This is a genomic window from uncultured Maricaulis sp. (assembly GCF_947259345.1).
GTDB lineage: Bacteria > Pseudomonadota > Alphaproteobacteria > Caulobacterales > Maricaulaceae > Maricaulis.
Map to the genome: position 1 here is coordinate 39,228 of NZ_CAMYLS010000019.1, position 15,665 is coordinate 54,892.

Sequence of the window (15,665 nt, forward strand, 5' to 3'; positions counted from 1 at the left end):
TAGTGGCGGCCAGCTGGCGGGGTGTTGGCGTGCCTGTGGCGGGCGTCTGGCGTGGCGCGACGAGCGCAGAAGAGCTGTTTGGACGCGGACGGCAGGCCGGCCCGTGAGGGGGTGGCCACCGACCGGACCCAACAGGCAGGAGAAGAAGATGAGCTTCAAGGTCGACGCCCCGAAAATCAAACGCTGGCGCGAGGAACGTCAGTGGTCGCAGGAACACCTTGCAGACCTGGCCGGTATCGGCTTGCGCACGATCCAGCGCATCGAGAATGGCGAAGCCGGATCACGCGAAACGCTGATGGCCCTGGCGGCCGCCTTCAATGTCGACACCATGGCACTGTGCATCGATCCGGAAACCGAAGTGAGCGACCGGCTCCGGGCAAAAAACCGGCGTGCCCGGGCCGGCATCCTCCTGTCCTTCTGGATCCACCTGGCCAGCTATGTGCTCGGCATGGTGGTGTTCATCGGCATCGGTCTGGGCATCGGCAATGTCGGCGAAATGGCATGGCCCGCGATCTGGTGGACAGTCGGCATCGTCGCCCACGCCGCCACCGTCGTGATCATCCATGTGGTCACGCATTATTCCGAGCAGTTCTAGACAGTCATTGCGGCGCGGCTGACAGCGTCAGCGCTCGTGCCCCCCATGACGCTGTCAGTCGTGGGCCGGTTTCCATCATCTCCATATGGATGTCCGCTAGTCCGACCGGGGTCGCCAGCAGCCAGACCGAATGACCGGCCTGAGACGATAACGCAAAAAGCGGGTAGGGACGGCTCGCCGGGTTAAAACCGGCGAGCCAGACTTCCAGCCCGCCATCCAGCTCGAGCGTACCCAGGCACAGTCCGTCGCGCTCATTCAGGATCAGCCTGGCGGTCATCGCTTGACCATCAAAGTAACCCGCCAATGGCAGGTCCGTCTCCGGACAGCCTGCGCGGCTGTCGAGCGGGCGTGTTTCAAGGACGGGCGCAGCGAGCAGGGCGGCTGTCCGGTCGATCTGGGCGACCCAGCCCGAATTCGCCAGAAGCGCAACAGCAATGGACTCCTCGGGATAGACAAGGAGGGCGGAGCGCCCTCCGACAATTACGCCTGTGTGGAAGGCGACTTCGCGGGACAGCGGGTCGGTCATGCGCCGCCAGCCCAGGCCCACTCTGTAGCCGCGATCACTGACGACTTGTCCGTCCACAAGCCGGGTCGTCGCCTGCAGCGTGTCCCAGGTCTCCGGTGGGGTCAGCGCCGGATCGAGATGGCCGAGCCCGAAGCGGGCGACATCACCTGCGCTCGCCCGCATCCCGGCACCGCCCCAGCTATAGCTGTAATCGCGAACCGGGGCCGGGCGCGCGACTCCATCCGTCAATGTGTGAAGCGTGGTCATGCTCTCAGGCCGGTGCGCCAAATCATCGGGACCGGTTTCCGGCAGGCCAAAGGGCTGCAGGATCTCGGTGGCGAGCAGGTCCGGATAGACCCGGCCCGTGGCGGCTTCGATCACCGCCGTCAACAAGGTGTAGCCGAAACTTGAATAGTGATAGCGCGTCCCCGGCTCGGCGAGCAGGGGGCGATCCGCGAAGATGGCCAGCGCCTCGATCGCAGTATCATAGTGCCGGGTGTAGAGATCCGGCCAGCGATCCGCCTCGGTATAGTGACCCACCCCGGAGATATGCGCGGCCAGCTGGCGGCCCGTGACGCGGCCCAGTCGGGGCGACAGGTCAGGCAGAAAGTCAGATGCCGGTGCGTCGAGATCGAAACGCCCCTCCTGGTGCAGGCGCGCGGCAAGGGAGGCGAGATAGAGTTTCGATACACTCGCCAGCCGGAACTGGGTGGCCGGTGTGACGGGGCGGGCTTGCGCGATGTCAGACAGGCCACTGGTCAGAGTGAGACCCTGGTCCGGCGCTATCGCGATGGCCAGGGACAGGCCGGGCACACCGCTGACCTCCCGAACGGCATCAAGGGCGGCCTGCGCGGTTTGTTCCGACCATGCGGTCTGTTCGGGGGCCAGACTGGCGGCTTGCAGGCTGGCAAGGGCGAGAGCGGCTGTCAGGGCGGTCATGGCTGGCGTCCTTCCATGTCGACACCCTCGTCGGTCACCCGGTCCACCACGCCGCTCAGGCCGTGATAGCTGAAATGGCGCGCATGCCACCCGTCGCTTCGATGCGCGACAGGTGAGCCGGCGGCGTCGAAGAGGCGCGTTACGACCCGTCGACCTCGAGCATCATAGGCGTGCTCGATACGGTGCGCCCCGCTGTCGCTCCGATCAGTGGGCAGGCCGTCGGGGTCAAAGAAGCGCTCTTCAATCAACCGGCCGTAGGCATCATGGTCGCGGCGCCGCTCTGCAAAGCCACCACGCGGGTGCAGGGCCGGGCGCCCATCTGCGTGAAAGAGCGCAAGGCCCGTTTGGTGGAGCCCGTTCTCGGACCATTGATAGGTGTAATAGCTGTAGCCATTTCGGGGATTGTCGAGCGGTGTGGCACCATCGAGGGCAAAGTTGCTGCGCCGGATCACATTGCCGAAGCGGTCATGCTCACTCCGTGTCACGCCCCAGCCATAGTCGGAGACCATGGGCCGACCAGCGGCGTCCTGGTGATGCTGGGAGATTTGTAGGCCGTTTGCATCATAACCGATCTGCCCGCGGGCGACGCCGGGTCCATTGCCGACAGCGCGAGCGCCGGTCTCATCAAGCACGTTCCAGGCGCGCATATCGCCATTGGCAGCAAATTCAAGGCGGTCCTGAGCGGCATTGAGTTCATTCAGGGTCAGGCGATCGCCATCGCCGTAATTCTCCATCAAGGCGAGATAACCGCCCGGTCCGTAATGAAGCCGGATGTCGTGGAAGGGGAAGCCGCGCCGGAGAGGCGCCGGTTGACCATCCAGACCTTCGCGGTGTTCGTGCACTGTGCCGTCTGGCGCTATCGTCCATTCATAGAGGCCGACACCCCAATGGGTCTCGGTCGGCGCGTCGTCGATCGCGCGAAAGCGCAGACTCTGGCGGTAGCCGCGGCTGTCGAGGCTGAAAACGGCTTCAAAGACACTGCCATTGACGGCGATGCGGTTGCCGTGGCGATCAAAATAATGGCGGGTTTCCCGTCCGTCTGCGTAGTCGATATCGATCCTGGGCGCCTCGAAATAGTAGTTCGCCGTTGTGTTGAGATCACGGATCCGCTCACCGAGCCGGAAGCTGACCCGGACCGGGCGGCCTTCGGCATCGTATTCAAATCGGTAATGATTGCGCTCGCGGGCGGCTTCGGCTGTCATCGGGTGGAGGCCGACGAGATCAGCAAAGGGTGTTTCCCGAAAGGGCAGGGTGCTGAACCATGCGAGATGGACTGCATCCGGGTGCCGGTCGCTTACGCTTTGACCACGGGCCGGAACGGTCGCGACGAGGCAGAGCAAGAGCAGGATGAAGGTCGCTTCAGCGACCCGGCATCCCCATTTGGTAGAAGACATGTCAAAACTCCGGGATGGCTAGGTCGGCTCAGGCTAGGCTTGGCATGTCGCGATGCACGTGAAGTGGAGTGAAGATCGGTGAAGACAGGGCGAGAGGCTGTCCAGGAACTGCGGATTGACCGCGCGCGACGACAGGTCAGCCTGTCAGGTCAGGCACTCGAATTGTCGGATCTCAGCTATCGATTCCTCGTGACCCTGGCCGCGGCTGCGCCGGATAGTGTGGCTGTCGACAGACTGCATGCTGAGGTTTGGGGCGAGGTTCAGATTGGACCGGATACCATCAAACAGCGCGCGCGCCTGCTTCGTGAGAGTCTGCGACAGGCCGGCCTTGCCGGCGATCCTGTGCCCTCTGACCGGCATCGCGGGTACCGACTTGATGTGCCGGTCCTGTTTGCGTCAGCGGATGAACAGTCGCGGCCGGATTACCGGCGACTGGGTCTGGTTCTGGGCGCAACGGTGATGGTGTTCGTTGTGGCGCTCCTGATGCTTTGGCCGCGCTCGGCGCCTGCAGCGCTGATCGTCAGCTATGCGGCAGGCGAGCCGGCGACCGAGGTGCTGGCGGAGAGTGTGGCCGCCCAATTCGCCGCGCTCCAGGGGATTGATGTTGTCGAAGCGGCGCCGTCTGCCGGGCGCGTGCGCCTGGATCTGACCCTTGAAGGGCACGGTGAGACGCGCCGGATACGTCTGCGCCTGACCGACCGCCGCGACGGTCGCCTGATCGCTTCCGAGCTCTATGATTTCCCGTCCACTGCAGATCTGGATGTCAGTGACCGTATTGCAGCGCATTTCGTCGTGCGCATGCAAGACCGTCTGGCCGCCGCCTATCCTGACCAGATTCTCGCCGGAATGGCGCTGTCCGAAGACGCGCGAGAACTGTATCTTGAGGCGCTCAGTGCCATGGCCTTCGGGCACGAAGCGGGCCTCCTGGTCGCCTGGGAGAAACTGGACTTGGCGATCGCGGCGGAACCGGACTTCGCGGCGGCGCATGCGCGCCTGGCGCTGGTGCTGGCCCGGTTGAGCCGGATGGGCGAGGGGGATGGCGCCCTCGCGGATCAGGCTCGGCGTCATGCCGAAACAGCCTTTCGCCTTGCGCCGTTGGATGCGGGGTCTGAGCGCGCCATGGGTATGGCGCTCTGGGTCGGTGGGGAGCTGGACCAGGCGCGTGAACACCTTCTGAGGGCTGAGCAGTCACTTGCATTTCTGGCCCGCGACCTGGCCGCGCTGGAGAGGGAGCGCGAGGTTGCATCGCAAGGCGCAGACCGACCCTGATCGTCGGATTGATTGCCGGAACCGGTCCCGCGCGTTAACCTTTGAGCCGAAATGGGGAGGTTGCATGCCGGGTTCCAGACCATGCTATGCCTTGTGGTTCGCGGTCGCACTGGTCATTCAGGGCGCCGTCCCGGCCGTATCTGCCCAGCCGCCCGAGGAAGCGACCGAGCCGGATGCGCGCTCAGACGAGGCCGCCAATCCTGCCATCGACGAGCCCGAAGGCGCTTCGCTGACCGACGCCGAGTTGGCCCTGCTGGCCGCGATCCGGGCTGCCGGCCCGATCGAGCCCGCCACGGAACGTCCCTGTCCCTTCGGAACCTATGGACCACCGCTGAACGTCCGCGACCCGGATGTCGGTGAGTCCGGCATAGAGATCTTCGACCCCTGCGGATTGCGCTTCACGGACCTGTCGGGGCGATGGGAAATGTCGGGCAGCTTCCAGCTGATTGCTTATCATGAACAGCGCGGCGGCGCGCTCGAGATGCGCTTTACCCATGTCGACCCGGAGAATGATTACTACGCGGTCTGGGGCTATATGTTCGGTGATGAGTGGCTGATCGGACAGGTCTCGCCAGATCGCGTCGACCTGCTTGCGATCATTCGGTATCCAGAACGCATGAGAGACACTTGCCCGGACCAATGGGAGGCGCCGTTTCCGGTGCACTCGGTTCATTTTGGCTTCAGCGAAAGCGGGCAGGTCCGGATCGACGGAGCCCGCATCCGCAACAATCTCTCCACCCGTTGCGAGACGAGCTACATCAACACCGTGACGGACAGCTATGTCCGCGAAACTGCGGGCGTTCGATCATGGATGGATTGACCCGACACGTCACATCCTTGCGCGCCGGTATCGCGGCCTTGGTACTGCTCGCCGTGCTCCTCTGGATTTTGATGGGCAATGATGGCGCGCGCGACCGGCAGCTCGACTTGCTGGGACTCCTGCAGGCCGCCGAAGCGGATTATGCCGCGCCGGGGTTGAGCGTGGCCGAGGCGGCTCCTGTCCTGGCCACGCCGGAGGCCAGTCTGGCTTTTGTGCGCGACCGGGTCTGGCTGCAACAGTATGAGGGCCGCGGACTTTCACCGGATGATGTAATGATTCTGCGCGGCGCGAACGCGGCCGATCAGGCCGTGTTGTTGGCAGCTCTGCTGGAATCGCAGGGATTGCCTGTGCGTATGCGCGGCGCTGGTTGGCCCGATGCAGACCCGGTCATTGGCACGGTCGAGACAGATCGACGCGACAGTCTGACCGCGCTCTATGAAGCGCTTGGTGTTGATGAGGCGGCCGCCCGCCAGGCTGTGCTCGCTCAGGCCAGTGCGGTCCCGGCGGAATTGCGCGCGGCGTTTGAGCGGTCGGAAGAGCGCCTCGCCGGCCATCTCCGCCTTGATCCGTCCGACACATGGCAGGGGCCAGGCCAGGCCTGGGTCTGGGTGGAGTTTTTGCAAGACGGCGCCTGGCAGGTTGCCGATCCTGTTTTTCCGGGTCTCGACCGTCCGGATGACGCCTCGGCCTGGCGGGATCCTGGATTGACCGCGACAGAGATTGCCGTGGACCTCGTGACACCCGGTGGCGGGCGTGAGCGTGTGCTTGACTGGCGCGGAAGCATGTCGGAGGAGCCGGTTCTGCGTTTTCTGCCGGCCGCTCAGCTGCAGGCCTTCCTGACCAGCGCGCCGGGTGAGCTGGACGTCCCGGCCTGGCGGCCGGTGATCGCTGGCGCGGGCGATCCGGTTGCCGGGCGCGCTTTCAGCTCTGGCGGGAATATCCTGCCGCTGGCCGCCGATGGGCCAACGAGTCTCGCGTCGGGCTTGCCGCCGGCGCCCGCGGTCACGCAGGTTACGCTGGCGGGGATCGATACCGCGGACTGGCCGGAGGTCGGTCTGACCCTTCAGACCGATACGCCGGCGGGTGCGCGGTGGTATGCTCCTCATCTTGGCCTTGAAGTTGAGGGCCAAGCCCTCACTCCCCGCATCACGGCGCAGCCACAAAGCTCGCCGCGCATCGTCTTCATCACCGATGTTTCTCCGTCCATGATCGACGAGGGAAATCTTTTCTCAGCCGGTCTGCTCGGGCGAGGCCTGGTGGAGGCCATGGGGCGCATGGATCGGTTTGTCGCAATTTCCGCAGCCGGAGAGCCGCAGCTCGCAGCCGGTGATCAACTCTATTTCCAGCGTCGGGATGCGGTACTGGCCTATAATTCCGGCCTGATTGTTCGCGAAGGCGACAATCTCGCCGCGGCGCTGGAAATGGCTGCCGAAGTGGCGCGTGGGGATTCTGTTTTCCTCGTCATGACCGATGGCGAGCTGGGCGCCGACTTCGCCGCCGTTCAGTCTGCCATTGCGACCCTTCCGGGCCGCGTCTTCGGCGTAGTGCCGGAGACGCAGACCGCACGTTTCCAGGGCGTGTTTGATCGGGTCTGGGCCTTGCCCGAGGACAGCCATCCCGATGCGACCATTGCTTCGATCCGCCGGGCCCTCGGGACCCAGCTGGAGATCCGCTACACCGCTCCCTTCGCCACCGCCGGGGACACGCAAAGCATGACGCTCGCCCTCGGTGAAGGTGATCTGGCGGTCAGCGGCGAGTACGCGGTTCCGGAAACCGGCGCGGCGTCAGCGGCGCGGTTGGAATTGCAGGTCAGACGGGGCGCGCAGTCCCTCGGCGGGCGGCGCACCCTGATTGAACTGGGGCGCGATGGAAGCCAGGACGAGCTACTGGGCAGTCGCGCGATCTTCCTCGCGGGAGGCCAGTTCGCGCCCGAAGCGCTCTATCGCCGCTATTTCGCGGAGTGGCGGCTCGAGCTCGAAACCCGCCTTGCGCGCGAGTCAGGCACGGCGGAGACCCTGCCGAGCCCGGTCGGGCCAAGCCTCGACGGTCTGGCCACCAGCAATGGTCTGATCGGGCAGGTGGATTATCTGTTGGGTGAGCGCGCCGTGCGGCGTGAGCCGCTCGTCACGCTGCGCGCTGCGGTCGTGGATATCATTGACGCGGAGACGGCAGATCTCGTGCGCAGGCTCGATGTTCTACACGACGGGCATGCGCGTCATGCGGATGGCCGGATCTCGCCGCGTCTCGGTCTGGCCCTGGCCGTTGCGGAGGCGGAGGTGTTGGACGGCGACGGCGTTAATGCATTGATGGAAAGTGCGGCAGATCTGGTGATGATTGACCCGGATACAGCCCTGCCGGCCGAATGGCCGGCCAATATTGCGCGCGTCCTGTCAGAGCGCGGGGGCAGCCTGCTGGCGACACCGGACGGACAGGCCGGCTGGTTGATCGATCGAAATGGCGCGCTTGAGGCCCGCTTTTTCGCGCCTGAAGTGAAGGGCGCGCGAGCGCGGCAGGCAATCGATGAATTCGCGCGTATCCGGCGCATGCTGACGGTGCTGGGGATAACAGCCAGTGGTGTCGGGTCTCCGCTGGGCGTGAGTGGGGCCCAGTTGGGTGGTATTGTGGGGATTCTCGACACCAATCTGCGGCTTTGGTGCTACTCGACGGTCATGCTTGGCTTTGTCACGGACGCGATGGAGACCGGTGAGCTGGACGCGAATGCCGAGGCCGCGGCGGCGGAAGGGTGTCAGATCGATCCGAGCGATATTTATGCCGAGTATTTTGCCGCCTTCGGCAAGGGCTATGTCACGGGTGCGATGGGGGATCGCGCGACAGATGCGGTCAAGGGAATTGCCGGCGGTACGCTGCCGGCGTTTACCGAAACCCTCGTCAATACGGAGGCTGGGGTCCTGATTGAACTCAGCGGAATTGGCGATCCGATCAGCGACGCGCTCAAGCACGTCATTTACGACTGACTGGCGGGATGAAACTTACTGCTGCGGATCGACGACGACGCGCACCGGCGCCGTGCCCCGCAGCATATCGTCCTCGATGAGAAGCGGTACGGCCGCATCGTCATTCAGGCGCGAGCGGTAGACCTGCAGATTCTCCATCACCCGCTGGACGTAATTGCGGGTCTCCGAGAAGGGAATGCTTTCCACCCAGTCGACCGGATCGACGTCCGGGTCACGCGGGTCGCCATAATCCCGGATCCACCGATTGGCGCGATGGGCGCCGGCATTGTAGGCCGCCAGCGCAATCACATAAGAGCCGTCATAGTCGTCCACAACTTCGGCCAGATGGTGCATGGCCAGAAGAAGGTTGTAGTCGAGATCATCGGTCAGCCAGTTGAAACGGTATGGCTCGCCCAGATCACGGGCGGTCGCACGGGCCGTGGCGGGCATCAACTGCATCATGCCGCGAGCGCCGGCGCCGGAGACGGCGTGCTGTCCGAACTCGGTTTCCTGGCGGATGATGGAGTGCACGAGGGCATCTTCGGGACGCTGGGCGCGGACATTGGTCTGCGGTGGCAGGGTGATCGTCGGATAGGCGCTTTGCGGCAGGATGATACCGCGCAGGCGAGCCGCCTTGGCGGCGCGCACGGATTGACGCAGGAAGAGGTAATTGCTGGCCAGGCGCGACAGCAGGACCGCTTCCTGCGGATCGGTCAGCTGATCGTCGAGCCGGTAGCTGAACAGGCGGAAGTAATATTCCTCGTCCTGCTCGGCAAGCAGGCGCATGGCGCGGACGAGCGGGCGGGCCTCGAAACGGACAATGACCTCTTCGGTCGGCTCGGGATCGCGCTCCAGGGCAAGTTGACCGGACGCACCCGGCAGCTGGGTGAGGGCGAGCTGGCCATAATAGGCCGTGGAGTGCTGACCCGCCTCTGCATAGCTGACGGCGGCTTCTTCCGGGCGCCCCAGAGCGTCCAGCGCGCGCGCCATCCAATAGGCTCCCCGAGACTGGCTCACCGGCGTCGAAACGTTCTGGTGCAGGCGCGTAAAATGGGCGAGCGCCTCTTCAGCTCGATCAAGATGGACCAGGGCGAGCCAGCCAGCCATGAATTCCGCATCCGCGAAATCAGCTCCGCGGGACATGCCGTGGGCGCGGGCGAGCTGGTAGGCGGTGTCATACTCCTGGTCCCGGATCAGGGTCAGGATCATCAGCTTGCGTTCGGTCCACATCAATTCCAGCGCCGTCACATCCGTGTGGCTGTCCGGCAATTGCAGCAGCAAGGGCAGGGTGCTGTCACGCAATCCGGACCGGCGGCGCCAGCGCGCCCTTTCGAAGACAAGACCTGGATCATTGGAGAGGCTGGCGGGAATGCGGTTGACCGCCCGGTCGACGCCGCTCTGGCGGCCGGCAAGGCGCAGGCGGGCATCGGCGAGATTGCGATTATTGCCGCTCAGGAGTGGCAGGACGCGGCGCGCGAGGGAGCGCTGATTGGACCAGATCAGGTAATCGATCCGGGCCATGTGGTCGTCTTCGGTGAAAAGGTCACTGTGGCGCTGATAGGTGTCACTCTGAACCGAGGAGGCGAGGCGGCCGGAGCGCCAGGTCTCGCGCAGCAATTCCTCGCCTTCAGTGGTCCGGCCGACAGCGATGAGCGCTTCGCCAAAGCTGACCCGTCCGCGCCCGGTGGTCGGCGGGTTTTCCTCGAACCAATTGACAATAAAGGGCGCTGTCAGTCCGGAGCTGTCAATCTTCGACTCTGCTTCCGAGCGGATGAAGCTGTCGCGTGGCCAATTATCCAGCTCGCTCAGGGCAAGGTCGAGCTCGAGGAAAGTGGCCCGGGCATCATTGAGAGCAATCCGCCACAACAGGATGTCGCGCGCGGCAGTATCGGTTAGCTCGAGGCGGAGCGCGCGCACGCGGTCCCATTCCTCATCATCCGCGGCATCGAGTCCCTCGCGGAAGCGCTGGAAATCGGCGTCGGAGAGGTATTGGGAAAAATTGAGCGGTTCCGGTCGGATGCGCGGTGTCGGAACCTGCGCGTCCGCGGGAACGGAAACAGCAAGGAACACAAGTGCGGCGAGGCAGCGTGCGATCATGGCAAACGGGACACTCTTGGATCGACTGGGACGCCCATCATCACAGCAAATCCGCGGGCCTGTCCAGACTTGACAAGAACACTTGGCCGTGACCGGCGCGGTCGATATGGTCGCGCGCTGATTTGGCCGTATCCGGGAATGAAACATGTTCAAAGGGTCCATCACTGCACTCGTCACCCCATTCAAGAACGGGGCCGTTGACGAAGAGGCTGTCATCGCCCTGACCGAGCGTCAGATTGCGGCCGGTACGCATGGACTCGTGCCGTGCGGAACGACGGGCGAAAGCGCGACCCTGACCTTTGCCGAACATATGCGCGTGGTCGAGATCGTCGCCGATACCGCGAAGGGGCGCGTGCCGGTCATTGCTGGCACCGGTTCGAACAATACGGCTGTCGCGATCGAGAACCAGCAGCGCGCCCTGGAATTGGGCGTTGATGCCGGGCTTGTGGTTGCCCCCTATTACAACAAGCCGAACCCGGAAGGTCTCTACCGGCATTTCAAGGCCATTCATGACGCGGTCGAATTGCCGATCATTGTCTATAACGTGCCGGGCCGGACCGTCGTCGATATCGATGCCGAGACAGTCGCGCGGATCGCGATGCTGGAGCGTGTTGTGGGCATCAAGGACGCGACCGGCGATATGGCGCGTGTTTCCCGGCACCGTCTCCTGATCGACGGTGAATTCGTGCAATTGTCCGGTGATGACCCCTCGGCGCTCGGCTTCAACGCGACGGGCGGTGTCGGCGCGATCTCGGTGACGTCAAATGTCGCACCGGCCTTGTGCGCACAATTCCAGGACGCCACATTGTCCGGGGACTGGGATACGGCGCGGGCGCTGAATGATCGTCTGATGCCACTGCACAACGCCCTGTTCACCTCGTCCAGCCCCGGGCCGACCAAGTATGCGATGTCGGTTCTGGGTGTCATGAACACCGAATTGCGTCTGCCGCTGACCGAGCCGAATGAAGCGTCGAATGCTGCGGTGCGAGCGGCACTCGTCCATGCCGGCCTGCTGGATCAGGCCTGATAGAAAGCGCCATGAGCAAACCCAAGACCGAATTCGGAGCCGTCGCGGTCAATCGGCGCGCCCGTTATGACTACGAGATCGAGGAGACGTTCGAAGCCGGCCTGATGCTGATGGGCTCGGAAGTCAAATCCCTGCGCGAAGGCCGCGCCAATATTGCCGAGAGCTATGTCAGCCCGGAACGTGAGGGCTTGTGGCTGATCAATGCCGATATTCCGCCCTATGGCCCGGCCAATCGCTTCAATCACGAGCCGCGGCGTCACCGCAAACTCCTGTTGAAGAAGAAGGAAATTGCCAAGCTCTCCGGCGCCGCGACACAGCAGGGGCGGACGATTGTCGCCCTGCGCCTTTATTTCAACGGACGTGGTCTAGCCAAGCTCCAGATCGGCCTGGCGACGGGCAAGAAGAACATCGACAAGCGCCAGACGATCAAGGACCGCGAGTGGAACAAGCAGAAATCGCGCCTGATGAAGAATTACGGCTAGGCGGTCAGAGGCTGTCAGCCATTTCGACGGCAAAACGCTCGCGATAGGCTTGCGGCGTCACGCCCAGCAGGCGTGCGAAGGAGCGCCGCATGCGCTCGTCATTGCCGAAACCGGTCTGGCCCGCGACGGTCTTGATCGAGACATTGGGGTTTTCCAGCATGGCGCGGGCGGCATCGACCCGAAATTGCTCGACGGCACGGGCCGGTGTCATGCCAGTGTCCTCGGTGTAGATTCGGGCAAAATTGCGTGGGCTCATGCCGGACCGTTCGGCCAGGGCCTCGACTTTAAGGTCAGCGGTGAGATTCTCCTTCATCCAGAAATGCAGGGCGTCGAAACGACCAGTGGCCGAGCGCTTTTGCTGTCGCAGGGCTTCGGAGAATTGTGACTGTCCGCCCGGGCGTTTGACGTAGACCAGGAGCGAACGGGCCAGATCAAGCGCCAGGTCGCGCCCGTGATCGCGCTCGACCATGGCCAGGGCGAGGTCAATTCCAGCCGTCACGCCGGCAGAGGTCCAGATGCGCCCATCCTCGATGAAAATCGGATCCGCATCCACTTCGGTTTCCGGACAGTCTTCCGCGAGCTGGTCGCAATAACGCCAATGGGTGACGGCACGCCTCCCGGACAACAGACCGGTCGCTCCGAGCAGGAAGGCGCCGGTGCAGGTGGAAGATATGCGCCCGGCTTTCTCCGCAGCTTTCTGGATCGCCTGGACCAGGCGCAAATCACGGCAGGCGGGAAAGACTCCGTTGCCGCCGGCGATCATCAGCGTGTCCTCTTCGTCGAGGCCGATCCCGGCCAGGCGGCGCGTATTCAGCAGCACGCCGGCATCGGTCTCGATTGGACCGCCATAGTAAGACGCGATTGGCGTCGAATAGGCGGTGCGTCCGAGAAAATTATTGGCATCCTCGAACACCTGGAGCGGGCCGGTAATGTCGAGCAGCTTCACACCCGGATAGGTGACAAAGGCGACACAGCGTTCGGTTTGATCGGGCTTGGCAGAAAAAGGGAGCATGTGGTTATTCATGCCATTGATCAGGCGAGATATCCAGCGGGAACCCGCAAGAACGCAGAAACAGGGTTAATGCCATGACGCTAGCGCTGGATAATGTCCTCAAAGAGACCTGCCCCGCCTCGGGCAGGCCAGTCGCGGCGGATTCCCTGACACGATACCGTGGAGCGGTGGGCGGATTCTGCATTCCTGCTTGCCGCTTCTCCGGCGAGGCGGCGATGCGTGTCTTCGAGTCCTGTCGGGCCTGTTCGCCCAGAAATCCTGCCAGCAAGTGGCAACTCTGATGCGTGCAGAGTGCCGGATATTCGCCTGTCAGGCGCCTTCCCATTAACTATAAACAGTCGGCAGGATTTCAGGGGTTGGTAGCAAGCCAGTCGCGGATGTCGGCGAAGACGGCGTCGAACATGGCTTCGGTCAGGCGGCCCGTATTCGTGTTGTAGCGCGAGCAGTGATAGCTGTCGAAAAGCCGGATGGGGCCGTTCGGTCCGGCGAGGTCCGCGGTTGCAGCATGCCCGAACTTGGCGGTCTTCAGCGGCAGGCCCAATGCGCGCAATGTATTGTCGTGCGAAATCTTGCCGAGGCAGAGGACGGCTCGCAGCCTAGGCATGGCGGCGATCCGGCTGGTCAGGAAGGGCCGACAGGTATTGGCCTCGGCCCCGACCGGCTTGTTCTCCGGCGGAACGCACCGCACGGCATTTGTGATCATGGCATCAACGAGCTCGACGCCGTCATCGGCATGGCTGCCATAGCGGCCGCGTGAGAAACCGAAGCGGTCGAGCGTCGCGTAGAGGAGATCACCCGCCCAGTCGCCGGTAAAGGGACGACCGGTCCGGTTGGCACCGCGCAGGCCGGGCGCCAGCCCGATGATCAACAGACGGGCCTGATCGGAGCCGAAGGAGTCCACCGGCGCATTGTGCCAGTCGGGATGATCCGCGGCGATCGCCTCGCGAAAGGCGACCAGGCGCGGGCAGAGCGGACAGTCCAGCGGTGCTTCGGGCGGGTAGGCCTGGCTCACGCACCGCCCCCATTGCGGCCGATCATGGCCTTGAGGTCGTCCAGTTCGATGAACGCGTCCGCCTCGCGGCGCAGATCGTCGGAGATCATGGACGGGTTGGTCTTGAGCGATGAGACGACCGAGATGCGGGCCCCCTTGGCGCGGGCCGCAGCGAGTGCGTAGCGGAAATCGCCATCGCCGGAAAAGAGGATGATGTGATCGAGATAGGTCGCGGCTTCGAGCAGGTCGACAGCGAGCTCGATATCCATGTCGCCCTTGATCCGGCGGCGCCCATGCTCGTCGGTATATTCCTTGGCCGGCTTCGTGATCACCGAGAAGCCGTTATAGTCGAGCCAGTCGACCAGCGGACGCAAGGGATTATAGTCTTCATGCTCGAGCAGGGCGGTGTAGTAATTGGCCCGGATCAGCTTGCCCCGCTTGCGGAATTCCTCGAGAAGGCGTCTGAAGTCGATGTCGAAATCGAGCGCCTTGGTGGTGGAAAAGAGATTGGCCCCGTCGATGAAGAGTCCGATCCGTTCATCCGGATAAAAAGCCATGGCAATAACCTTCAAATAGCGATGTGGAATATGTCGATTCAATCTGGTCCAATCTATATCGCGCTCGGCGCCAACCTTCCACAGGGCTCTTCCGGTCCACGCGAGACGCTGGCCAGGGCCCGTACCGCGATGGACAAGGCCGGGCTAACGGTGCTTGCGGCGTCATCGGACTGGCACAGCCCGGCCTGGCCCGATCCGTCCGATCCGCCTTACGTGAATGCCGTTGTGGCCGTGAAATCCGACCAGACCGCGCGCGCCATCCTCGACGTCCTGCACACGCTCGAAGCGCGCTTCGGCCGCGAACGCAGTGAGCGCAATGCCCCGCGGCCGCTGGACCTCGATCTGATCGATTGTCGCGGCGAACAGCTCGACGGGGAGGACGGCGTCGTCATTCCGCATCCCAGAGCGACCGGACGGGCCTTTGTCCTGCTGCCGCTGGCCGAGATCGCGCCGGATTGGCACGACCCGGTGAGCGGGCGCGGCATCGACGATTTGATCGCCGCGCTGCCGCAGGCGGATCGCAGCGCAACATATGCACTGCAAGAGGGCGGGAAACTCTCACCCGACAGCCTTGCTTTTGCAGGGCGAGGGGATTAGGTAACGCGGTTCCAAAACCTCTAGCGCTGGTTCAAGGAGATCGCGCGCATGGCTCGCGTCACCGTCGAAGATTGCATTGAAAAAATTCCCAATCGTTTCCGTCTGGTTCTGATGGCGGCGCATCGCGCCCGCAACATTTCGGCCGGTTCCGAGCTGACGATTGATCGGGACAACGACAAGAACCCGGTCGTTGCCCTGCGCGAAATCGCCGACGAGACGCTCGACATGGACGCGCTCAAGGACAGCCTCGTGAACGGTCTGCAGCGCGTGCTGCCGAGCGAAGACGAGGAAGATGCCGCCCGGGAAGAGCGCTCTCCGCAGCTGGAAGCCCTGCCGGCCCCGCCGGTCGAGCTGGACGAGGCGGAAATGCTCAAGGCTCTGCAGAATGACCGGGACGGCGCGCCTGACGGCCGCCTCTAACGCGTC

General features: G+C 63.8%; 14 protein-coding genes. 8 read left to right on the forward strand and 6 right to left on the reverse strand.

The genetic code is table 11. The features are described 5' to 3' along the window. Positions 1-148 precede the first annotated feature (148 nt). The gene (locus Q0X62_RS08560; RefSeq protein WP_297734107.1) at positions 149-595 is read left to right on the forward strand and encodes an XRE family transcriptional regulator; all 447 of its coding nucleotides are present in this window, start codon (positions 149-151) and stop codon (positions 593-595) included. Between the two features lie 4 nt (positions 596-599). Here Q0X62_RS08560 and Q0X62_RS08565 read toward each other — a convergent pair whose 3' ends face one another. Both Q0X62_RS08565 and Q0X62_RS08570 read right to left on the reverse strand, forming a co-directional pair. Continuing rightward, on the reverse strand, positions 600-2,039 hold the full coding sequence (locus tag Q0X62_RS08565) for a serine hydrolase (protein WP_297734110.1): 1,440 nt from the start codon (positions 2,037-2,039) through the stop codon (positions 600-602). Continuing rightward, positions 2,036-3,433: a hypothetical protein gene (locus Q0X62_RS08570; protein WP_297734113.1), complete on the reverse strand. Its 1,398-nt coding sequence runs from the start codon at positions 3,431-3,433 to the stop codon at positions 2,036-2,038. The genes Q0X62_RS08565 and Q0X62_RS08570 overlap by 4 nt, the downstream gene beginning before the upstream one ends. 78 nt (positions 3,434-3,511) lie before the next feature. Between Q0X62_RS08570 and Q0X62_RS08575 the strand changes: the two genes are divergently transcribed. From Q0X62_RS08575 to Q0X62_RS08585, 3 genes are all read left to right on the forward strand, one after another. After that, positions 3,512-4,702: a hypothetical protein gene (locus tag Q0X62_RS08575; protein ID WP_297734116.1), complete on the forward strand. Its 1,191-nt coding sequence runs from the start codon at positions 3,512-3,514 to the stop codon at positions 4,700-4,702. 64 nt (positions 4,703-4,766) lie between these two features. Next, complete coding sequence (locus tag Q0X62_RS08580; RefSeq protein WP_297734120.1) at positions 4,767-5,522, forward strand: hypothetical protein; 756 nt, start codon at positions 4,767-4,769, stop codon at positions 5,520-5,522. Further along, a complete protein-coding gene (locus tag Q0X62_RS08585) occupies positions 5,510-8,497 on the forward strand; it encodes a hypothetical protein (RefSeq protein WP_297734123.1) in 2,988 nt (995 codons plus the stop codon). Before Q0X62_RS08580 ends, Q0X62_RS08585 begins: the two co-directional genes overlap by 13 nt. 15 nt (positions 8,498-8,512) lie before the next feature. On the opposite strand, the gene Q0X62_RS08590 is transcribed toward Q0X62_RS08585, so the two are convergent. After that, entirely contained in the window at positions 8,513-10,573 is a 2,061-nt protein-coding gene (locus Q0X62_RS08590; protein ID WP_297734125.1) for a lytic transglycosylase domain-containing protein, read from the reverse strand. A gap of 145 nt (positions 10,574-10,718) precedes the next feature. On the opposite strand from Q0X62_RS08590, the gene dapA reads away from it, so the two are divergent. Further along, positions 10,719-11,600: a 4-hydroxy-tetrahydrodipicolinate synthase gene (gene dapA / locus Q0X62_RS08595; protein ID WP_297734128.1), complete on the forward strand. Its 882-nt coding sequence runs from the start codon at positions 10,719-10,721 to the stop codon at positions 11,598-11,600. A gap of 11 nt (positions 11,601-11,611) precedes the next feature. Then, entirely contained in the window at positions 11,612-12,082 is a 471-nt protein-coding gene (gene smpB, locus Q0X62_RS08600; protein WP_297734132.1) for an SsrA-binding protein SmpB, read from the forward strand. A 4-nt stretch (positions 12,083-12,086) separates the two neighbouring features. On the opposite strand, the gene Q0X62_RS08605 is transcribed toward smpB, so the two are convergent. From Q0X62_RS08605 to Q0X62_RS08615, 3 genes are all read right to left on the reverse strand, one after another. After that, entirely contained in the window at positions 12,087-13,094 is a 1,008-nt protein-coding gene (locus Q0X62_RS08605) for a GlxA family transcriptional regulator (RefSeq protein WP_297734136.1), read from the reverse strand. Positions 13,095-13,443: 349 nt separating this feature from the next. Then, positions 13,444-14,106 (reverse strand): uracil-DNA glycosylase, encoded by a 663-nt coding sequence (locus Q0X62_RS08610; protein ID WP_297734139.1) that lies wholly within the window; start codon positions 14,104-14,106, stop codon positions 13,444-13,446. Beyond that, positions 14,103-14,642 carry an NYN domain-containing protein gene (locus tag Q0X62_RS08615; protein WP_297734142.1) on the reverse strand — a complete coding sequence of 180 codons (540 nt, stop codon included), beginning with the start codon at positions 14,640-14,642 and terminating at the stop codon, positions 14,103-14,105. Before Q0X62_RS08615 ends, Q0X62_RS08610 begins: the two co-directional genes overlap by 4 nt. A 30-nt stretch (positions 14,643-14,672) precedes the next feature. On the opposite strand from Q0X62_RS08615, the gene folK reads away from it, so the two are divergent. Further along, positions 14,673-15,239, forward strand: a complete 567-nt coding sequence (gene folK, locus Q0X62_RS08620) for a 2-amino-4-hydroxy-6-hydroxymethyldihydropteridine diphosphokinase (RefSeq protein ID WP_297734145.1) — start codon at positions 14,673-14,675, stop codon at positions 15,237-15,239. A gap of 48 nt (positions 15,240-15,287) precedes the next feature. After that, positions 15,288-15,659: a DNA-directed RNA polymerase subunit omega gene (gene rpoZ / locus Q0X62_RS08625; protein WP_297734148.1), complete on the forward strand. Its 372-nt coding sequence runs from the start codon at positions 15,288-15,290 to the stop codon at positions 15,657-15,659. Positions 15,660-15,665: the final 6 nt, after the last annotated feature.